We start from the raw sequence: 20,320 nt of genomic DNA, 5'->3' as shown, positions 1-20,320 counted from the left end.
CAAGGACACTGCCATGACCCGCTCCTCCCTGCGTCTGACCACCCTATGCGCCGGCCTGCTGCTGTCGGCCAGCGCCTTTGCCCTGTCGCTTGGCGACCTCAGCCAGAAGGACGCCACCGGTGGCCTGAAGGATGCACTGACCCAAGGCGCGCAACTGGCCGTCAAGCAGCTAAGCACGCCGGGCGGCTTCAGCAACAACCCGGACGTGCGTATCGAGCTGCCCGGCAACCTGGGCAAGGCGGCCAAGGCCATGAAAATGTTCGGCAAAGGCGAGCAGGTGGACGCGCTCGAAGCCGGCATGAACAAGGCCGCCGAAGCGGCTGTGCCGCAGGCCCAGGCCATTCTCGTCAACGCCGTGAGAAACATGACCGTGACCGATGCCAAGGGCATCCTTGGCGGCGGTCAGGATTCGGCAACCCAGTACCTGAACAAAAGCAGCCGTGAGCAGATCCGTGCCAAATTCCTGCCGATCGTCAAGCAAGCGACCGACCAGGTGGGCGTGGCCCAGCAGTACAACGCCTTTGCCGCACAGGCCAAAGGCCTGGGGCTGATCAAGAATGACGCCAACATCGAGAACTACGTGACGGAAAAGGCCATGGACGGTTTGTTCGAGATGATCGCCAAACAGGAGCAGAGCATTCGGCAGAACCCTGCCCAGGCCGCCACGAGCCTGGCCAAGAAAGTGTTTGGCGCACTCTGATCGCAACCTGCAAGGGGCTCCTTCGTGAAGTGCGCCCCTTTTACATCGAAGCAACAAAGCCGCTAGTCGCTCTCCCTGACCTTGAACCAAGCGGCATACAACGCTGGGAGAAACAACAGGGTCAGGGCGGTGGCGACGATCAGCCCGCCCATGATCGCCACGGCCATTGGCCCGTAGAACACGCTGCGCGACAATGGGATCATGGCCAGCACAGCCGCCAAGGCGGTCAGCACGATGGGCCGGAAACGGCGCACTGTGGCTTCGACGATGGCTTGCCAGCGCCCAAGCCCAGAGGCGATGTCCTGCTCGATCTGGTCCACCAGAATGACCGAATTGCGCATGATCATGCCTGCCAGGGCGATGGTCCCCAGCATGGCGACGAACCCGAACGGCTGGTTGAACGCCAGCAGGAACAGGGTCACGCCAATCAGGCCCAGCGGCGCCGTCAGAAAGACCATGATCGTGCGCGAGAAACTGCGCAGTTGAATCATCAGCAGGCTCAACACGACCACGATGAACAACGGCATGCCGGCATTCACCGATTTCTGCCCCCGCTCGGCATCTTCCACCGTGCCGCCCACCTCCAGCAGGTAGCCATCGGGCAACTTGGCCCGGATGCCCTGCAAGGTAGGCTGTACCTGCTCGACCACCGTGGCCGGCTGCACCTTGTCATAGATATCGGCGCGCACGGTCACCGTCGGCAAACGGTCGCGATGCCAGATGATGCCTTCCTCAAAGCCGTAGGTCAGCGTGGCCACCTGTGACAGGGCCACGCTACGCCCGTTGTCCGTGGGCAGCGACAAGCTTGCAAGCTGACTCAGGTCGTTGCGTTCCTGTGAGGTGCCTCGCAGCAGGATTTCGATCAGTTCATCGTCTTCTCGGTACTGGCTGACCGCGGTGCCTGTCAGCGAGCTTTGCAGGAAACTGGACAACTGGCGGGTGCTGACGCCCAGGGCGCGGGCGCGGTCCTGATCGATTTCCACGAACACGGCTTTGCTGGGTTCTTCCCAGTCCAGGTGCACGTTGACCACATGGGGGTTGTCCCGCACCTTTTCTGCCACTTCCCGGGCCAGGGCGCGGGCCTGTTCGATATGCTCGCCTGTCACCCGAAACTGCACGGGGTAGCCCACCGGTGGACCGTTCTCCAGCCGAGTGATGCGCGCGCGCAGATCAGGGAACTGCTGCTCGACCGTGCTGATCAACCAACTGCGCAAATTTTCGCGTGCCTGCATGGAGTCGGCCAGCACCACGAATTGGGCGAAGCTGGCGGCAGGCAGTTGCTGATCCAAGGGCAGATAAAAGCGCGGCGACCCTGAGCCGACATAGGCGACGTAGTTGACGATGCCCTGTTGCTGCTTGAGCAACTGCTCCAGCTGCCGGACTTTCTCGCCCGTGTTGACCAACGATGCGCCTTCGGCAAGTTTAAGGTCGACCATTAGCTCAGGACGCCCGGATGCCGGGAAGAACTGCTGCGGCACGAAGCGAAACAGGAACACGCTGCCCACGAACGCGGCGATGGTCAGCACGATGACGGTCTTGCGGCGCCGCACGCACCATGTCACCACGCGGCGCACGCGCTGGTAGAAGGGCGTGGCATACGGGTCCGGTGCAGCGCCGCCGTTACCGTGGCGAGCGGCGTGTCGCTTGGCCAGGTCTGGCAGCAACCGCTCGCCCAGGTAGGGTACGAAGAGCACGGCGGCCACCCAGGAGGTGAGCAACGCAATGGTCACCACCTGGAAGATCGAACGTGTGTACTCGCCGGTGCTGGAGGCAGCCGTGGCAATGGGCAGAAACCCGGCTGCAGTGATCAGGGTGCCGGTCAGCATGGGGAAGGCCGTGCTGGTCCAGGCATAGCTCGCCGCTTTGAGGCGGTCGAAGCCCTGTTCCATCTTGATCGCCATCATCTCCACGGCAATGATGGCGTCATCGACCAGCAACCCCAGGGCGAGCACCAGCGCACCCAGTGAGATCTTGTGCAGGCCGATGCCAAAGTAGTACATGGCGGCGAAGGTCATGGCCAGCACCAGGGGGATGGCCAGGGCCACTACCAACCCCGTGCGCAGGCCTAGCGAAAAGAAACTGACCAACAGGACGATCACCAGCGCCTCGCACAGCACCTGGACGAATTCACCAACCCCTGCCTTCACCGCAGCGGGCTGGTCGGACACCTTGTGCAGCGACATGCCGGCCGGCAAGCCGCGGGCCAGGCGCTCGAATTCCGTTTCCAGGGCCTTGCCCAGGGTCAGGATGTCACCCCCGTCCTTCATCGACACCGCCAGGCCGATGGCGTCTTCGCCCATGAAGCGCATCCGTGGCGCAGGCGGATCGTTGTAGCCCCGGTACACGTGCGCCACGTCGCCCAGGCGAAACGTGCGCTCCCCCACGCGCAGCGGCAACTGGCGAATCTGCTCGACACTGTCAAACCGCCCACTCACCCGCAGTTGCACACGCTCGCTGGGCGTTTCGAAGAACCCGGCCGTGCTTACCGCATTCTGCTCCTGCAACGCCTGCTGCACCGCCTGCAAGGGGATGCCTAGGGTGGCCAGCTTAACGTTGGACAGCTCGATCCAGATCTTCTCGTCCTGCAAACCGATCAGCTCGACCTTGCCCACATCCTTGACCCGCTGCAGCTGGATCTGAATACGGTCTGCATAGTCCTTGAGCACCGCGTAGTCGAAACCCGGCCCTGTCAGCGCATAGATGTTGCCGAACGTGGTGCCGAATTCATCGTTGAAGAACGGGCCCTGCACCTCGGGCGGGAGGGTGTGGCGGATGTCGGCAACCTTCTTGCGTATCTGGTACCACAATGTCGGGATATCGGCTGAGTGCAAGGAATCGCGGGCCATGAAGGTGACCTGCGATTCACCTGGGCGCGAGAACGAGACGATTTTTTCGTACTCGCCGGTTTCCATGAGCTTTTTCTCGATGCGCTCTGTGACCTGGCGCGACACTTCCTCAGCGGTGGCCCCGGGCCATAAGGTGCGGATGACCATGGCCTTGAAGGTGAAGGGCGGGTCTTCGCTCTGACCCAGCTTGGTGTAGGACAGCGCGCCAACGCCTGCGAGCACTATCATCAGGAACAGCACGATCTGGCGGTTGCGCAGCGCCCAGGCAGAGAGGTTGAAACCCATCGTGAGTTACTCCTTGCCCGTCAGGACGACGGCACGGTTGGCGCGGTCCACGGGTCGCACCTGCTGGCCTTCGCGCAGTACATGGCCGCCGGCTGCCACCACCCAGTCGTCAGCCGTAAGCCCCGCGAGCACAGGCACGCTGTCAGTACCGTAGGCGCCAAGCTGCACCATGACCCGCTGCACACGGTGCTCGCCAGTGACCCGCCAGACGTACGCCTGGCCGGCTTCAGCCGTGACGGCCGACAGGGGAACCGACAGCGCCGCCTGACCTGGATGGGCGATGAACACCCTGGCGCTCTGACCCAGGGTCGCCGGCACGTCGGCGGAGGTAAAAGCAACCCGAGCCGCGTAGGTTCTGGAGCGAGGATCAGCGGCCGGCGACAGCTCGCGGATCCGCCCTTCGAAGCGCTGCCCCGGGTGCGACCACAGCTCCACGGTGACAGGCTGGCCCACGGCGAAGCGGGCGTATTGCAGCTCGGGAACGGCGATGGCCACTTCGCGCTCGCCGTCAGCTGCCAAGGTGAGTACCGTCTGCCCCGCAGCGACGACTTGGCCGACTTCGACCTGGCGCCTGGCTATCACCCCTGCCTGGGGCGCACGCAACACCGCGTAGTCTGCCTGGTTGCCGGCCACGTCGAACTCGGCCTTGGCCTGCTTGAGCCGAGCGACTCCAGCGCGGTAGAGATTTTCGGCGTTGTCGTACTGCGAGTGGCTGATCATCTGCTTGTCGAGCAATTTCTGGTAACGGTCACGCTCGGTGCGCACCAGTGCCAGGTTGGCCTCGGCACCGCCTACTTGCGCGCGGTTAGCCTCCAACTGAAGGCGCACATCCTGCGGGTCCAGTTCGGCCAGCGGCTGGTTGAGCTTGACCCGTTGCCCTTCTTCGACGAGCCGCTTGCTGACCTTGCCACCGATGCGAAAAGCCAGTTCCGGTTCCAGTCGCGCCCTGACCTCGCCTGGGTAATTATCCGCCACCGCCTCGGCTGGCTGCGGCTGAACAACCAATGCGGGACGGACCACCGCAGGTGAGGCGGGTTCCTGATTACACGCCGTGAGCATCAAGAAGACCACGGGCAGGGCAAGGCTGAGGGCACGGTGCAACATCGGGAATCCCTTCGCAAAATGCTGATCGAATATTTGAACTGGCCGGTATAGTAAGTCAGCCGTCAGAGCGCGGGAAGAGCGTCCCGAGTTTTTTTTGGAGCGTTTTCACGGTATTGCGGTCAAGGACAGCGAGCCCAGCCCAAGCCGTATAAGATAGGCAACCTTCAAGGTAGATGCAGATCCCAATGCCCAATGACGTCTCCAGCGGTCCAGGCCGCCCAAAGGACCTTGCCAAGCGCCAGGCCATTCTCGAAGCAGCCAAGTCGCTGTTTCTGAGCCTGGGTTACGCAAGCACCAGCATGGATGCGGTCGCTGCGGCGGCAGGTGTTTCAAAGCTCACCGTGTACAACCACTTCACCGACAAGCAGACCTTGTTCTGCTCGGCGGTCATGGCCACCTGCCAGATCCAGCTGCCTGACCTGTTGTTCGAGTACCCCGAAGGTGTACCGGTAGAAGAGGTACTGCTGACCATTGCCCGTGGTTTCCAGGCACTGATCAGCAGTGACGAGGCGGTCAAGCTCAGCCGCCTGATCATGGCCCAGGGCAGCCTGGACCCGAGCTTTGGCGAGTATTTCTACGAGGCCGGGCCCAAGCGCGTGCTGGCCGGAATGGAAGCGCTGCTGCGTGCGGCCCATGAGCGTGGGCTACTGCGCATAGACAACCCGCTGCGTGCGGCGGAGCACTTCTTCTGCCTGGTCAAGGGGGCACCGGATTACCGGTTATTGCTGGGGTGCGCAGCGCCGCTGGAGGGGGATGAGGCCGAGGCGCATGTACGCGAGGTGGTGGGGGTATTCTTGCGGGCATTCAAACCCTGAGGCGTAGACGGGCCTTTGTGTGCGGCCTTGTGTCGCGAAAAGGCCGTAGAGCGGCCCCAGCAATACTCGCGATAACGCTGGAATCACGGGCTGCCTTGCAGCCCTTTCGCGACACAAGGCCGCTCCTGCGCGGACCATGCTCGCCAATTGGCCAGAGCCTGTTTAACCAACACGCCCATGACTACCTGGCATTATTGCCAGTAGTCAACCCTGAGATTCTTCAACAAGCTCGTATCCTCTATGACTATGAGCACACCCCCATGAAAGCGCGAACACTGAAGATCTTTTACAAAGGCAATAAGCTTTCGACTTTGTATACAGGCAGTATTCACCAGACGGTGCTCAGCGCCAATAACCAGAACCTATGCGAAACGACAAGCCTACCTTCGCAAGCGAGCCTCCTGGCTACAGACGCACAATCGTCAACCGTCAACATTGTCTCAGAAAGCCAGACGACCATTAACTACGGCCCCTACGGCAATGACAGTTGCCCGCCTGACAATCCCTTGTTATCTCGATTCACAGGCCAGAGTTGGTTACCCGCCGCCATAGGCTACTTGCTGGGTAATGGTCACCGCCTGTTCAATCCAGAGCTGATGCGCTTTTACAGTGTGGACAGCTTGTCACCATTTGGAAAAGGTGGAATCAATGCTTACGCCTACTGCAGCAATGACCCGGTTAACCGGTCGGACCCAAGTGGCCGATATACTTCGTTCTTCAAGTGGCGAAAAGGCGGATACTCGTATCAGAAGCTTTCACCCAAGCTATACTCCCCCAATTCCAGCTTGTCCGCTAACGAACACATGGCGCTCGGCAAATCGCTAAAGAAACGCCTATCAGGTGCAAGAACTATGCTGAGTGATGCGACCTATCAGGGGCACACAGAGAAGATCCAGCACGCAAATCATATGATCGCGAGGTTTGATAAAGAAAAAATACTATACGACATGTATTCGGCTTCACGCTCGTCAAACTGGCGATATACGCGGAACGAGGTGGAAGTCAGCATGGCTCTGGTACCAGACTCCCAAACCCCGCCTCCAGGTCCAAGTCCAAGTCGCCGACCTTCCGTCGACTCCCAAGTTAGTCTCGCATTCTTTGAGGAAAACGAGGAGGCAATTATGGATGCACTACTGGAAAATCTCCGCAGACTTCGGGAATGATCAACACTGGCCGATACATTTCCTTTTAAGCCTTCAACGCCTTCTTGGGGTAAATGTCATACCGGCTCGACTTGCCCTCCAGGCTATGGCTCGGCTTCGGCCCGTCGATAATCGGTGCCTTGCGCGGGCGCTTCACCACCACCCGGTGGCTGGCCAGCGCCAGGGCCGCTTCGAGCAGGGCCGGGGCATCCAGGTCGTCACCCACCAAAGGCCGAAACACACGCATTTCCTTTTTCACCAGGGCGCTCTTGTCGCGGTGCGGGAACATCGGGTCGAGGTAAATTACCTGCGGCGCCTCGCCTTCCCAGGCGCGCATGCGCTCGATGGCATTGCCGGTCAGCAAACGCATGCGCCCGACAATCGGGCCCACCTCGTCATCCGACCGCGCCCGCGCCAGGCCATCTTCGAGCAACGCGGCAATCAACGGCTGGCGTTCGATCAGGGTCATCTGACAACCCAGGCTGGCCAGCACGAAGGCGTCCTTGCCAAGGCCTGCCGTGGCATCCAGCACTTGTGGCCGTACGCCCTGGGCAATGCCCACGGCCTTGGCGATCATCTGCCCGTTGCCACCGCCAAACTGGCGCCGGTGCGCGGCCTGGCCTTCGACGAAGTCCACCCGCACCGGCCCCGGGGCCTGCGGCCCCAGCTGCTGGATCTGCAAGCCGTCAGCGCCGATCTGCACGGCGAAGCCGGCGCTCTCGTCCTGTAGCGGCAGGCTTAGGCGTTCAGCCCAACCCTTGGCCTGCTCCGCATACTCAGCCGACATCGCCTCGACCCTGATACCCGCGCCTTGCTCTTCCATCGTCTACACCTAAAAATCAAGCCAAGCCTTAATGAATCAGCAGCCACGGCCGATACAGGCAATATCCCGCTATTCTGCCAGAGCACAACGCGCGCGACTGCCATGTCAGAAATTCTTCCTATCGGCTTGACCTACCTGTCGCCTGTCGACAACTACAGTCAGCACAATACCCAGGCACTGGGGGGCGTCAGCCACCTGTGGCAGGATTTCTTCGCCCGGGCAATGGCCGAGCAGCCTGAAACGCCCGTCGACAGCGTCAGCCAGTCATTCGTGCAGTACGACCAGGACAGCGGAGAACCTGTTGGCGGCGCGCGTGCCTTGGCGCTGATCGACGCACAACGCGCCTGCCCGGTGCAAGACACGGTGGTCGCGCCGCCCGAGCCGTTGTTCCTGCCAAAGGCCGAACTGGAGGCCAACCTGCTGCCGCCTGCCCCTGAACCGTTCGGTGCGCTGGAAATGATCGAGCAGCAGCGTCAGCTCGATATCGACAACAGTTGGGTTCGGCCCGTGGTCGCCCGCCAGGGCCAACCGGTCGCCGAGCCGGGTCCCGGCCCTGCGCCACGGCCGCTGTTCCTGCCGATCGCCGAACTCGACAGCACCCTGCTGGACCCGGCCCCCGAACCGTTCGATGAGCCGACCATGGCACGCCAGCAGCACGACCTGGCGTTCGACATGCACTGGGCGCGCCCAGTGGTGTTGAACAATGTGCGCGCCTACGCCTGAGGCTAACGGCACACCTGCCAGCGGCCCATGTCCACGTGAAAGTGATCGCGGTGCGCGGCGTTGTACTCCGGCCCCAGAACCGTGCTGAAGTGCTCGCACGCTGCCTGACGTACCTCACGCAGGAACACCGCCTTGTCCCCGTTCACCTGCCAGTCGCGCGCCAGGACGATACGCTGGCCGTCGCGCAGACGAAAACCGGCAATGTCCAGAGCGTTGGCGCTGGCATGCTGGCTTAAGCGCCCTGCCTTGCGGTTGTAGACGTTGCGGCAGGCAAAGCTGCCCAGGTGATCGACCTGCACCACCGGCTGGCCCAGCACGCGCTGAGCCACCGGCTGCAGGCCGTGGCGCTCGAACAAGGCGTAGGCGACCGCCAGCGGGCAACTGGCCAGGAAACTGCTGCTCAGGCGGGCCTGGCCACCCTCGATACGCCAGACATTGCTCAGCGGGCATTTGGCCGAAGCAGGGCTGTCAGCCTGCGCCCGGTAGCGCAGTTGACTGCTCTGAAGCGCCTGCTGGCAAAGCGCCGGGTCGTCGCGCAGGCGCTTGAGCTTGAAGCCAGTCAGCCAGTTGGGCGGCTGGCTGACGTCCAAGGGGGCCAGCGGGTTCCACTGCGCAGGCGGGCGCCAGCCCAGGTGCCACGCCTGAACGGCCGCCAGCGCCAGTACGCCCAGAAGCGCCAGAACGACCTTCATCCGCGACGGAACAGGTCATTGAGCTGGTCGAACGGCAAGGCCTCTTCGACGTAGCCAAAAGTACCCTGTTCACGGATTTCCTGCGCAGCGCGCTGCAAGGCGCCAAAGGCCGCACGCGCCATCGACGAACCCACGCTGATGCGCCGTACACCCAGGTCCTGAAGCTGGTTGACGCACAACGGCACCCCCGCCATGCCCATCAGCACGTTCACCGGGCGCGGGGCCAGCGCCTGCACCACTGCCCGCACTTCCTCGGCCGTACGCAGGCCAGGGGCGTAGAGCACGTCGGCGCCCGCCTCGGCGAACGCCTGCAGGCGCTCGATGGTGTCGTCCAGGTCCTGGCGACCGTGCAGCAGGTTTTCCGCGCGCGCGCACAAAGTGAAGGGAAACGGCAGGCTGCGCGCCGCCTGCACGGCAGCACGGACACGCTCCACCGCAAGGCCACTGTCATAGATGGGTGAGACGGTGCGGCCACTGGCGTCCTCGATGGAGCCACCGACCAGCCCCGCCTCTGCAGCGCGCAGGATGGCCTGGGCGCAATCCTCGGGCGAATCCCCGAAGCCGTTCTCAAGGTCCGCAGCGACCGGCAACGCGGTGGCGTCGACGATTTCGCCTGCATTGTCCAGCACGTCATCGAGGCTCAGCGCCCCCTCGGCATCCGGCCGCCCCAGGCTGAAGGCAAGCCCGGCGCTGGTGCTGGCCAAGGCCTCGAAACCCAGGCTGGCCAGCAGCTTGGCTGAACCTGCGTCCCAGGGATTGGGCATGACGAAGACGCCATCGCGTTGATGCAAGGCCTTGAAGGCTTCGGCTCGCAGGGTTTGCACATCCATGATCAAGCACTCCGGCAGTCTGGAAGAAATCAAAGTAGGCCCAGCTGTTCGACCTCCGGCGCTCGCGGCAATTCCGGCAGTGCGGCCAGCCCGGGCAGGCGCTGCATGAGCCGCTGGTGAAAACGCTGAGCCAACGCGGCCGCCAGGCGGTTGTCAGCCGTATGCAAGAAGATGTACGGGCTGCGCCCCTCCTCGATCCATGCGGCCAGCTTGTCCACCCAAGGGGTCAGGAAGGGTTCGTTGTATTCAAGCGCCGGATGGCCGATGAAGCGCACCTGCGGATGCTGAGTGAAAGCAGCTGGTCGTGGTGGAACATTGGGTTTCTTGGACTGGGCGTGCACGATGGCAGGGTCCGAGGAGGTGCAGCTGAACAGCGCCCGGGGGTCGAGGCATACCCGCTCGACGCCCAACTCGGCCAGCAGTCGGTTGAGCGCGCGCTCTTGCTCGCCCTTGGCGAAGAACGCCGGTTGGCGCACTTCCACTGCCACGCTCACGCCCACCTGCTGCAGGAACTGGCTCAGCTCTTCCAGTCGCCCCGGCCCGTACGAAGCGGGCAACTGCAGCCAGTAAGGAGACACCCGTGCCCCGAGCGGCGCCATCAGGCGAATGAAGTCAAAGGCAGGTTCGAGATGGTCGCGCAGGTCGCCACCGTGGCTGATGTCGCGGGGGAACTTGGCCGTGAAACGAAAATGCGCTGGCATCGTTGCCGCCCACCGGGCCACCGTGGCAGGTGATGGCCTGGCATAGAACGTCGTGTTGCCTTCGACGGCATTGAATACCTGGCTGTACAGCCCAAGCATCTGCGCGGCGCTGGCGTCGGCAGGGTACAGGTACTCACGCCAGGCGTTTTCGCTCCACGACGGGCAACCAATGAAATAGGGGATGGACGGCAGGCTCATCCGTCAAATGTACAGGTCGAGCCCCAGTACTTCCATGTCCCAGTCAGTAAAGCCTGCTGTGCTCAGGTAACTGGCAAGGGCCGAGGCTGTTCGCCGGTCACGGGCGCGGGGGAACACCATGTCCTGCTGACGGGCTGGCAGCGTACTGGCACGGCGACGAGCAGCAGGCTCCTGAGGCGCAATCGCAGCCTCTTCCACCAGTTCGACATCATCGGCCACATCATCATGCACGGCTGCCTTGCGCGGCGTGCGCTTGATCGGAAAGGGCTGTGATGAGAAACCGTCGACACGCATGGCAGGGGCATCCGGAACCAATGATGGCAATCTAGCAGCATTGATGGCCCGCTGCTAACGCTCTATTGAGAACTTGACCACACTTTGTGCAAAAGGTTGTAGCACTATCGAGAGCGCCCGACGAACAACCTCACTGTTTTTTGGGCGTGGCCACGTTGTCACGCAGGTAGATCGGCTGGGCCTGCTCGGCTGCGATGGCTTCACCCCGGTCCCAGGCAAAGCGGGCCAGGCTTAGTACATCAAGGGCGCTGGGCAAGGCAGAGGGGTCGCTTGCGCCAACAGTGACCGCCAGGCGCTCGGCATAGCCCCAGCCCGTGCCTGCCCCAAACCACGGTCCTTGTGCCCCGGCTGGCAACGCCACGCGTTCAGGTGGCAGTACCGCTTCATCGCCTTGCAGGCGCATTTCCCCCGCTACGGCCTGATAGCAGCCCCAGTACACCTCGTCCATACGCGCGTCGATGGCGGCGGCCACTTGCTGGGCCCCCTGTTGACGCAATGCGCCCTGGGCCAGCGCGGCGAGGTTGGACACCGGCAATACGGGCCGCTCCAGGGCGAAAGCCAACCCTTGTACCACGCCGATGGCAATGCGCACGCCAGTGAACGCACCCGGGCCACGGCCGAACGCAATGGCATCGACCGTGCCCAGGGCGACGCCGGATTCGGCCAGCAGCTGCTTGATCATCGGCAGCAACTTCTGGGCATGCATGCGCAGGATCACCTCGTAGTGGCTGGTTACCTCGCCGTTATGCAGCAGTGCAACGGAACAAGCTTCGGTAGCGGTATCCAGGGCCAACAAGGTGGTCATCGAACAGGTATCCAGGTGTGAGTGGAAAAAAGCGGGAGTATAGAGCAGCGGCGCCTTCGTGTCCCAAAGGCCCGCCGTGTGGGCCGCCAGGGATACCACAGCATCGCACGAGGCCAAAAACGACGACGGCCCGCAAGCGGGCCGTCGTTCAATGACAACGTGCCGATCAGCTCAGCGCGGCCAGCACCTTGGCAGTGATCGCCTCCACCGAGCCCACACCTTCGATGTGGCTGTACTTGGGCTTGCCACCGTTGGCAGCCGACAGCTTCTGGTAGAAGTCCACCAGTGGCTTGGTCTGGCTGTGGTAGACCGACAGGCGATGGCGAACGGTTTCTTCCTTGTCGTCATCGCGCTGGATCAGGTCTTCGCCGGTGACATCGTCCTTGCCTTCGACCTTCGGCGGGTTGTACTGGATATGGTAGGTACGGCCCGAGGCCAGGTGCACACGGCGGCCTGCCATGCGGCCAACGATTTCTTCGTCGTCCACGGCGATCTCGACCACGGCATCGATATCCACGCCTGCAGCGACCATGGCCTCTGCCTGCGGGATGGTGCGCGGGAACCCGTCGAACAGGCAACCGTTGGCGCAATCAGGCTGGGCGATGCGCTCTTTGACCAAGCTGATGATCAACTCGTCGGAGACCAGCTGGCCGGCATCCATGACTTTTTTCAGCTCAAGGCCCAGGGGCGTACCGGCCTTGACCGCAGCTCGCAGCATGTCACCGGTGGAGATCTGTGGAATACCGAACTTTTCGGTGATGAACTTTGCCTGAGTACCTTTACCGGCCCCGGGAGCTCCCAGCAGAATTACGCGCATCTTGTGCTCCTCAAATTTTTGTATGCAATTCAATGGATTCGGCAACCAGGGCCAAGTCCGGAAATTCGGTATGACCATGAATCGGTCAGAAGGCTGCTCAAGATACACAGCGCCTGCCAGCCCGACAAGCGTCCCAAAGTTGCATGAATGCACCACTTCAGGTCGAGCGGGCAAGTGGTTGCGCCCAGCGCAACCCCCGTACCGTAGCTGTTCGGTGCCCCCCTGCGCCGTTCTGGAGCAGCCCTGCCCCCTCCCCTCAACCGGTGTTGCGCAGCCCTGCGGCAATACCGGCGATGGTCACCAGCAATGCCTGCTCCAGCGGGCTGTCCAGAGCGGCCTGGCGGTTACGCGAACGGGCCAGCAGTTCTGCCTGTAGCCGATGCAGCGGGTCCAGGTACGTGTTGCGCAGGCGAATGAATTCCAGCGTTTCAGGGCTATGCGCCAGTAGCACCTGCTGCCCGGTCAGGTTCAGCACCACCTGGCACGACTGCGACAATAGGTCGCGCAGCTGCGCACCTAAAGGCAGCAGGTGCGGTTGCACCAGACGTTGGTCGTAGGCCTCTGCAATTTGTGCATCGGCTTTGGCCAGGACCATCTCCAGCATGTCGATGCGCGTGCGGAAAAACGGCCACTGCTCGCGCATCTGCGCAAGCAACGGGCCCTGCCCGGCGGCCAGCGCATTGTTCAGTGCCGTTTCCCAACCCAGCCAGGCTGGCAGCATCAGTCGGGTCTGGGTCCAGCCGAAGATCCAGGGGATGGCGCGCAGGCTCTCGATACCGCCGGCACGTCGCTTAGCCGGGCGACTGCCCAACGGCAGGCGCCCCAACTCCTGCTCGGGGGTCGACTGGCGGAAGTACTCGACGAAATCCGGGTGCTCACGCACCACGTCGCGGTAGGCCCTGACCCCATCGGCAGCCATCTGGTCCATAAGGTCGCGCCACGCTGGCTGCGGGGGCGGCGGTGGCAGCAGCGTGGCTTCGAGCACGGCGGCCAGGTAGAGGTTGAGGTTCTGCTCGGCTATGCCGGGCAAGCCAAACTTGAAGCGGATCATCTCCCCTTGTTCGGTGGTGCGCAATCGCCCCGCGACCGAACCCGGAGGTTGCGACAAAATGGCGGCGTGAGCCGGGCCGCCGCCGCGCCCCACCGTACCGCCCCGGCCGTGGAACAGCAACAACTCGACCTGGTGCTCGGCGCAAATGCGCACCAGGCTTTCCTGCGCGCGGTATTGGGCCCAGGCAGCGGCCGTGGTGCCCGCATCCTTGGCCGAGTCGGAGTAGCCGATCATGACCTCCTGAGGGCCGTGCAGCCCGGCGCGATAACTGGGCAGCGCCAACAGCCGCTGCATCACAGGGCCCGCGTTATCCAGGTCGGCCAGGGTTTCGAACAGCGGCACCACCCGCATCGGGCGGGCCAGACCGGTTTCCTTGAGCAGCAATTGCACCGCCAGCACGTCCGACGCGGCACCTGCCATTGAAATCACATACGAGCCCAGCGAGGCGCCTGGCGCAGCGGCGATTTCCCGGCAGGTGGCCAGAACCTCGGCCGTCTCGTCCTGAGGCTCGAAGTGGGCTGGCAGCAGTGGCCTGCGGTTGGCCAGCTCCTGTTGCAGGAAGCCGATACGCTGTTCCTCATCCCAGTCGGCATACCGGCCCATGCCCAGGTACTCGGTGATTTCGCTCAACGCATCACGGTGGCGCGCGGCATCCTGGCGCACGTCCAGCCGGACCAGGAACAGGCCGAAGGTCACGGCCCGGCGCAGGCAGTCCAGCAGCGGGCCATCGGCAATGATGCCCATGCCGCAGTCATGCAGCGACTGGTGACACAACTGCAACGGTGCAACCAGCTCGCGATTGTCCACCAGCACGTCAGGCCCAGGCGGTACGCTGGCAGACAGTGCCGAATGCGCCCAACTGCGTGTTGCCCGCAAGCGGTCGCGCAGTTGCTTGAGCAGCGCACGGTAAGGCTCCGGACTGTCGCCCACGTGCTCGCGCAAGGCAGCACTGGCCTGTTGCATGGAAAGTTCTGCCGCCAGTGCATCGATGTCGCGCAGGAACAGGTCCGCTGCCATCCAGCGCGCCAGCAGCAGGACTTCTCGGGTGACCTTGGCGGTGACATTGGGGTTGCCGTCCCGGTCGCCGCCCATCCACGAAGCAAAGCGAATGGGGGCTGCCGTCAGTGGCAGACGCTGGCCGGTCGCCTCGTGCAAGGCGTGATCGACTTTGCGCAGGTGGTTGGGGATGGCCTGCCACAACGAGTGCTCGATCACGGCGAAGCCCCACTTGGCCTCATCCACGGGCGTTGGGCGCGTACGGCGGATCTCTTCGGTATGCCAGGCCTCGGCAATAAGACGCCGCAAGCGCTCGCGGATTTGCGCGGTTTCAGCAGGCGTCAGGTCGCGATGATCCTGGGCGGCCAGCTGGGCGGCGATGGCGTCGTACTTCTGGATCAGGGTACGTCGCGAGACTTCGGTAGGGTGCGCGGTGAGCACCAGCTGGATATCCAAGTCACCCAACTGCTGCGCCAGGGCCTGATCGTCATGGCCGGCCTGCTTGAGGCGGGCCAGCAGCTCAGGCAGCACGCGCGCCTCGAAAGGCTCGGGCTGATCGGCATCGCGGCGTCGTATCAACTGGTATTGCTCGGCCATGTTGGCCAGGTTGAGGAACTGGGTGAACGCCCTGGCCACCGGCAACAGCTCATCATCATCCAGGTCACCCAGGGTCGAGCTGAGTTCTTCGCCTGCGCTGCGTCGATCAGCTTTCGCACTGTGGCGAATGTCCTCGATCTTCTGCAAAAACTCATCGCCATACTGGTGACGAACAGTCTCGCCTAGCAGCTCTCCCAGCACATGGACATCTTCACGCAGACGCACATCGATATCGGTCATTGGCCCTCTCCGTGGCGCAGCTCGAGCGCCTGGCATGCCTTGTTAGGCTCATCGCGCCGCCTGTAAGGCCGCGACCTTGTGCCAGAGTGCCAAGAGCAAGGCGGCGATGGCAAGCCATGCACACCCAAAGCAAACTAATGTTGATGGTCACCACTCTCATGCCTTGCATGCCCTAGCAGGCGCCAACAGAGGTCATCATGAAAATTCGTGAACTCGCCCAGCACTGGGAACAGAACGCGGCCGGCACCCTCAGCCGTACCGAACATGTGTTGCACCTTGATCTGGAGTCCGAAGCGCGCCTTGCGGCGCTCATCGACATGTACCCCAAGCGTACCGCCGAAGCGCTGCTTGGCGAATTGGTCGGAGCGGCGCTGGAGGAGCTGGAGGCAAGCTTCCCCTACGTGCAGGGGCATCAGGTCATCGCCACCGATGAGGAAGGCGATCCTATGTACGAAGACGTAGGGCCCACACCTCGTTTTCTCGCCCTTGCACGTCAGCATCTGCATGCCCTGAATGAGCCTGAGAACGATGAGAATTGATCGTCGCTCGGCCACGATTTCGATTGCTGATCAGGACCAAAACCGCTTGGGCAGGGAAAAGTTCCGCTGGATTGCAGCTGACCGATTAGTCAGAAAGAGTTACCCGTAATCTGGACTTTTTACTGAACTATTCGAAAATTCTTCCAGTCGGAGCCAATAGCCATCACGCTAAAACCCTGCACACCGGTACTTGTGCGCCATTGAGCTCAAGCGCATGACAACGGTCCGGGGAATGAGCGATGGACTGCTACGGACATCGTCATTATCAGGAGTGATCCAATGGAGCTGACCACCATGAAAACCCGCACTGTCAAACCTTCATCCACTTACGTGCGCGGGTTCAAGCTGGCCGCGCTGGCCCTGGGCAGTAGCCTGGTCCTGGCTGGCTGTGCAGGCAACCCGCCCACCGAACAGTACGCTGTGACCCAGTCCGCCGTGAACTCTGCCGTCAGCGCAGGCGGCACCGAGTACGCTGCTGTCGAAATGAAAGCCGCTCAGGACAAGTTCAAGCAGGCCGAAATCGCCATGCATGACAAGAAGTACGACGAAGCCAAGCGTCTGGCCGAACAGGCCGAATGGGACGCGCGTCTCGCCGAACGTAAGGCCCAGGCGGCCAAGGCCCAGAAGGCCGTGCAGGACGCCCGTCAAGGCGCCCAGGACGTACGTGAGGAAGGCCTGCGCAGCGCTCAGTGAGCCCTGCCCTGTCTCCCTTAGCCTTCGCACTCGATCAAAGGATGAACACTATGCGCAAACACGTCATGATTCCCGCCCTCCTGGCCCTGAGCGTCGGTCTCGCTGCCTGCTCGCACGACCCGAACGCCAACCTGGAAGCGGCTCGCACCAACTTCTCCTCCCTGCAGAGCGATCCGCAGGCCAGCAAAGTGGCTGCCCTTGAAACCAAGGACGCCCAGGACTGGCTGAACAAGGCCGACAAGGCCTACATGGACCGTGAAGACGAGCAGAAGGTCGACCAACTGGCCTACCTGACCAACCAGCGCGTTGAAGTGGCCAAGCAGACCATCGCCCTACGCACCGCCGAAGGCGACCTGAAAAACGCCGCCGCGCTGCGCGCGCAGGCCAAGCTGGACGCCCGTGACGCCCAGATCGCCAAGCTGCAGCAGAGCCTGAACGCCAAGCAGACCGAACGCGGCACCCTGGTGACCTTCGGCGACGTGCTGTTCGACTTCAACAAGGCTGAGCTCAAGAGCAATGCCTACCCGAACATCACCAAGCTGGCTCAGTTCCTTCAGGAAAACCCTGAGCGCAAGGTGATCGTCGAGGGTTACACCGACAGCGTCGGCTCGGCCAGCTACAACCAGTCCCTGTCCGAGCGTCGCGCCGGCAGCGTGCGCATGGCACTGGTCCGCGCAGGCGTAGACCCAGCTCGCATCGTTGCCCAAGGTTACGGCAAGGAGTATCCGGTAGCGGATAACTCCAGCAACTCGGGCCGCGCCCAAAACCGTCGCGTGGAAGTCACCATCTCCAACGACAACCAGCCTGTTGCACCGCGTTCTTCGATGAAGTAACGCCGCACGGCAGGACGAAGAACCCCGCGCTGGAGCGTCCCTCCAGCGCGGGGTTCTTTTTTGGTGCTACCGGTTAGCCACGAAGACCTATCGCACCTGCTGCGGCGTATCTGCGCCCACACAGCGCACGGCGCGCTTACGACTGTCGACCAGCACGCCACTGAGGCCTTTTTGCTGGGTGTCGAACAGGACCAGCACACCCTCGGCGCACTGGGCCACCTGCGCTGCCGGCTCCAATGACACCTTGTAGTCTTCGCCCGGTACCGTTTTGAGCATGGTGAAGTCTTGCAGCAACAAGGCATCCTCAGGCTTGGCGAAGTGCAGGTAACCGTAGTACCACAAGGCCCCCACCGTCACGATGATGCTGCCGACTCCTGTCAGGATCAGCGGTATGGCGTTGCGTTCTTCGCTCATTGCGGGTTCTTCTCGTCATAGGCATTGGGCACTTCGGCAAGCCGCCGCAGGCCGGTGAAATGGCTGGGGTCATCCAGAAAACGCAGCATCACTTCGCGCCATGTGGGGTCGGCGAACGTCTGCACGTGCCCACCTCGGGTCAACTGCAGCACTCGAGGCGGCGGCGCCTGCTGATACAGGCGGATGACATTGTTCATGGGCACCAGGTCATCATCGATGCTGTGGAAAAAGAGCTTGGGCGGGCTGGTCAGCTGCCCGACGGACTCAATGGCGCTATCGGCATCGGGCACCAGCCAGGACAAGGGCACCTGAAGTGGCCAGGTCATCCACGAGGTACTCAAGGCGTACTGGCCCACCGCCCGGTAGCTGGCAGGAACGCCGTCGAACACCAGAGCGCTGAAGCGTTCGCGCTGCTCGGGATGGGCCGCCAGGTAGTGGATGGCCATGGCACCGCCCAAACTCTGCCCCAGCAACACCAGAGGCTTGCCCTTGACCTGCGGGGACTGATCGAGCCAAGCCATGGCGGCGGCGATATCCTGATAGACCTCAGGTAGCCGCGGCTTGCCCTCGGACAGTCCGTAGCCTCGGTAGTCGATCATCAGCACCTGGTAACCCTGCTCCGGCAACCAGTAGCTGCCGCCCAGGTGACCGGGCAGATTGCCCCCATTGCCGTGCAGGTGCAGCACCGTGCCCTTGACCGCCACACCTTGCTTAACCGGTAGCCACCAGGCGTGCAGGCGCACACCGTCGGCGGCAACCAGGGTGATATCGCTGTAGGCGAGCCTGGCCCGCTCAGGCGTGAACGCCTGGCCTCGCTCAGGGTAGAACAGCAAGCCGCTGCACCCGCCCAGCAGCACCAGCAGCATGCCTGCCGTCAGCAGGCGCAGCCCGTTAAAGGATGTTCGCGTAGTCGGTTTCAATACGGTCCAGGCTCAGGTGGTTGAGGAAGTTGGAAAAGCACATCCAGGCCGACAAGGCGTTCAGGTCGCGGAATTGCTCAGGCAGGTACTTGGGCGGCTCCACTAGGCCCTCCTCGACGAGCTGGCGCAGGGTGCGCATGTCTTCGAGGGTGGTCTTGCCGCAGAACAGCAGTGGTATCTGCTCCAGCTTGCCCTTCTTCACGGCCAACTGAATGTAGTTGTAAACCATGATGAAGCCCTTGAGGTAGGACAAGTCCTTGGTAAATGGCAAGCCATTGGGCACCGACCCACGGAATACCCGGCTGGCATTGCTGTAGCTTTGCCCCATGTCGAAGCCCTGTTCCTGGAAGAACTGGTACACCTGCATGAAGTCCGCACCGTCCTCGACCATGTGTATGGCGCGGGTCCGGTTGGTCAGTTTGCGCAGGCGGCTGGGGTAGGAGGCGAAAGCGATGACTTCCATCAGGATGGCCAGGCCTTCCTGGGTCACCGTCGAAGAAGGCGGGCCCTTGGCCAGGAACGTACAGATGGGCTGGTTCAGGCCGTTGAGTGTGGTGCCCACATGCACCAGCCCCTCGTGGACTTCCAAGGCCCGTACATCACGCGCGTTGAACATGGCATCGGCACGCACCTTGATGTAGTCGGCACCGGCGGCGGCATCGGCCACGATGCCGTCGGACTCGAACACGCGGATGGTCCCTTCGGCTTCGCCGAACACCTTGTTCAACCGGCACTGGAGAATATCCACCGCTTGCTTGGCCGTCAGGTTCTTCGGCTCGTCCTTGAGGTCGCCGCGCCCATCGATGTTGTTCAGGTAGTCCGACAGCATCAGGCCAAGGTCGGCCAGGGTCGGGTCACCGGCATGGAAAACGTCGGAGGCAGCGCCGTACAGCTCCTGGGAAATCAGACCGAAATCTTCCGTGCCCCTGGCCTCGAGCATGCGCACTACCATGCGGTACTCGCGGCACATGCGTTTCATGATCTGCCCCACGGGGCTGAACTGGCCAAGCTGGCGGATGATGTCACGCTCGATGGCCTGGAACTCCGCTTTCACTGCGCTGGAGTCGAACCCAAGTGAGCGCGCCTGGTAATAGGCGCGGTCCACGGCAGGCGGCACCTTGCCCTTGGCCTCGAAGAAGCCGCGGCGGATGCCATCGTCCCACTTGACTGCATCGAGCACGCGAATCGGCGTTTGCGCGGCCACGATACGGTCGGACAGGGCGCGAATGGTTTGCTGGTACTCGTCCACAAAGAAATCCTTA

20 protein-coding genes are annotated in these 20,320 nt (G+C 62.6%); 7 read left to right on the top strand and 13 right to left on the bottom strand.

The genetic code is table 11. The features are described 5' to 3' along the window. Nucleotides 1-13: 13 nt before the first annotated feature. Nucleotides 14-700: a DUF4197 domain-containing protein gene (locus FS767_RS10515; RefSeq protein ID WP_144965269.1), complete on the top strand. Its 687-nt coding sequence runs from the start codon at nt 14-16 to the stop codon at nt 698-700. Between the two features lie 62 nt (nt 701-762). Here FS767_RS10515 and FS767_RS10510 read toward each other — a convergent pair whose 3' ends face one another. Then, a complete protein-coding gene (locus FS767_RS10510) occupies nt 763-3,831 on the bottom strand; it encodes an efflux RND transporter permease subunit (RefSeq protein WP_144965267.1) in 3,069 nt (1,022 codons plus the stop codon). A 6-nt stretch (nt 3,832-3,837) separates the two neighbouring features. Beyond that, entirely contained in the window at nt 3,838-4,935 is a 1,098-nt protein-coding gene (locus tag FS767_RS10505; protein WP_144965265.1) for an efflux RND transporter periplasmic adaptor subunit, read from the bottom strand. 173 nt (nt 4,936-5,108) lie between these two features. Here FS767_RS10505 and FS767_RS10500 point away from each other — a divergent pair, with 173 nt between their 5' ends. Next, nucleotides 5,109-5,750, top strand: coding sequence for a TetR/AcrR family transcriptional regulator C-terminal domain-containing protein (locus tag FS767_RS10500; RefSeq protein WP_144965263.1), 642 nt, complete (start codon nt 5,109-5,111; stop codon nt 5,748-5,750). Nucleotides 5,751-5,845: 95 nt separating this feature from the next. Continuing rightward, the gene (locus FS767_RS10495; RefSeq protein ID WP_256674256.1) at nt 5,846-6,913 is read left to right on the top strand and encodes an RHS repeat-associated core domain-containing protein; all 1,068 of its coding nucleotides are present in this window, start codon (nt 5,846-5,848) and stop codon (nt 6,911-6,913) included. Between the two features lie 25 nt (nt 6,914-6,938). Here the strand turns inward: FS767_RS10495 and FS767_RS10490 are convergent, their stop codons facing one another. Continuing rightward, on the bottom strand, nt 6,939-7,715 hold the full coding sequence (locus FS767_RS10490; protein ID WP_144965261.1) for a class I SAM-dependent methyltransferase: 777 nt from the start codon (nt 7,713-7,715) through the stop codon (nt 6,939-6,941). Between the two features lie 102 nt (nt 7,716-7,817). On the opposite strand from FS767_RS10490, the gene FS767_RS10485 reads away from it, so the two are divergent. After that, nucleotides 7,818-8,438: an energy transducer TonB gene (locus FS767_RS10485; RefSeq protein ID WP_144965259.1), complete on the top strand. Its 621-nt coding sequence runs from the start codon at nt 7,818-7,820 to the stop codon at nt 8,436-8,438. 2 nt (nt 8,439-8,440) lie between these two features. Here the strand turns inward: FS767_RS10485 and FS767_RS10480 are convergent, their stop codons facing one another. The 7 genes from FS767_RS10480 to ppc all read right to left on the bottom strand — a co-directional run bounded on the left by FS767_RS10480 (nt 8,441) and on the right by ppc (nt 15,659). After that, the gene (locus FS767_RS10480; RefSeq protein WP_144965257.1) at nt 8,441-9,130 is read right to left on the bottom strand and encodes an extensin family protein; all 690 of its coding nucleotides are present in this window, start codon (nt 9,128-9,130) and stop codon (nt 8,441-8,443) included. Next, a complete protein-coding gene (locus tag FS767_RS10475; protein WP_144965255.1) occupies nt 9,127-9,960 on the bottom strand; it encodes an oxaloacetate decarboxylase in 834 nt (277 codons plus the stop codon). The genes FS767_RS10480 and FS767_RS10475 overlap by 4 nt, the downstream gene beginning before the upstream one ends. Before the next feature lie 29 nt (nt 9,961-9,989). Continuing rightward, a complete protein-coding gene (locus FS767_RS10470) occupies nt 9,990-10,859 on the bottom strand; it encodes a DUF72 domain-containing protein (protein WP_144965254.1) in 870 nt (289 codons plus the stop codon). A gap of 3 nt (nt 10,860-10,862) precedes the next feature. Next, on the bottom strand, nt 10,863-11,153 hold the full coding sequence (locus FS767_RS10465; protein ID WP_144965252.1) for a hypothetical protein: 291 nt from the start codon (nt 11,151-11,153) through the stop codon (nt 10,863-10,865). Nucleotides 11,154-11,283: 130 nt separating this feature from the next. Continuing rightward, nucleotides 11,284-11,958, bottom strand: coding sequence for a tRNA (adenosine(37)-N6)-threonylcarbamoyltransferase complex dimerization subunit type 1 TsaB (tsaB, locus tag FS767_RS10460; protein ID WP_144965250.1), 675 nt, complete (start codon nt 11,956-11,958; stop codon nt 11,284-11,286). Nucleotides 11,959-12,124: 166 nt separating this feature from the next. Then, the gene (gene adk, locus FS767_RS10455) at nt 12,125-12,775 is read right to left on the bottom strand and encodes an adenylate kinase (RefSeq protein ID WP_144965248.1); all 651 of its coding nucleotides are present in this window, start codon (nt 12,773-12,775) and stop codon (nt 12,125-12,127) included. 256 nt (nt 12,776-13,031) lie between these two features. Beyond that, a complete protein-coding gene (gene ppc, locus FS767_RS10450) occupies nt 13,032-15,659 on the bottom strand; it encodes a phosphoenolpyruvate carboxylase (protein WP_144965246.1) in 2,628 nt (875 codons plus the stop codon). 197 nt (nt 15,660-15,856) lie between these two features. On the opposite strand from ppc, the gene FS767_RS10445 reads away from it, so the two are divergent. From FS767_RS10445 to FS767_RS10435, 3 genes are all read left to right on the top strand, one after another. After that, nucleotides 15,857-16,198, top strand: coding sequence for a pilin assembly protein (locus tag FS767_RS10445; RefSeq protein WP_144965244.1), 342 nt, complete (start codon nt 15,857-15,859; stop codon nt 16,196-16,198). 279 nt (nt 16,199-16,477) lie between these two features. Further along, the gene (locus FS767_RS10440; protein ID WP_023534068.1) at nt 16,478-16,891 is read left to right on the top strand and encodes a DUF4398 domain-containing protein; all 414 of its coding nucleotides are present in this window, start codon (nt 16,478-16,480) and stop codon (nt 16,889-16,891) included. A gap of 50 nt (nt 16,892-16,941) precedes the next feature. Next, on the top strand, nt 16,942-17,724 hold the full coding sequence (locus FS767_RS10435; protein ID WP_027913844.1) for an OmpA family protein: 783 nt from the start codon (nt 16,942-16,944) through the stop codon (nt 17,722-17,724). 87 nt (nt 17,725-17,811) lie between these two features. Here FS767_RS10435 and FS767_RS10430 read toward each other — a convergent pair whose 3' ends face one another. From FS767_RS10430 to FS767_RS10420, 3 genes are read right to left on the bottom strand one after another with little or no spacing between them, the layout of a single operon-like run. Then, the gene (locus tag FS767_RS10430) at nt 17,812-18,138 is read right to left on the bottom strand and encodes a hypothetical protein (RefSeq protein WP_058639547.1); all 327 of its coding nucleotides are present in this window, start codon (nt 18,136-18,138) and stop codon (nt 17,812-17,814) included. Next, a complete protein-coding gene (locus FS767_RS10425) occupies nt 18,135-19,058 on the bottom strand; it encodes an alpha/beta hydrolase (protein ID WP_144965241.1) in 924 nt (307 codons plus the stop codon). Before FS767_RS10425 ends, FS767_RS10430 begins: the two co-directional genes overlap by 4 nt. Then, the gene (locus FS767_RS10420) at nt 19,030-20,307 is read right to left on the bottom strand and encodes a flavohemoglobin expression-modulating QEGLA motif protein (protein WP_144965239.1); all 1,278 of its coding nucleotides are present in this window, start codon (nt 20,305-20,307) and stop codon (nt 19,030-19,032) included. Before FS767_RS10420 ends, FS767_RS10425 begins: the two co-directional genes overlap by 29 nt. Nucleotides 20,308-20,320 lie beyond the last annotated feature (13 nt).

Origin of the sequence: Pseudomonas sp. DE0010 (assembly GCF_007680745.1) — a bacterium.
GTDB classification, from domain to species: domain Bacteria; phylum Pseudomonadota; class Gammaproteobacteria; order Pseudomonadales; family Pseudomonadaceae; genus Aquipseudomonas; species Aquipseudomonas parafulva_B.
This window is presented reverse-complemented; position numbering and strand designations above follow the sequence as displayed.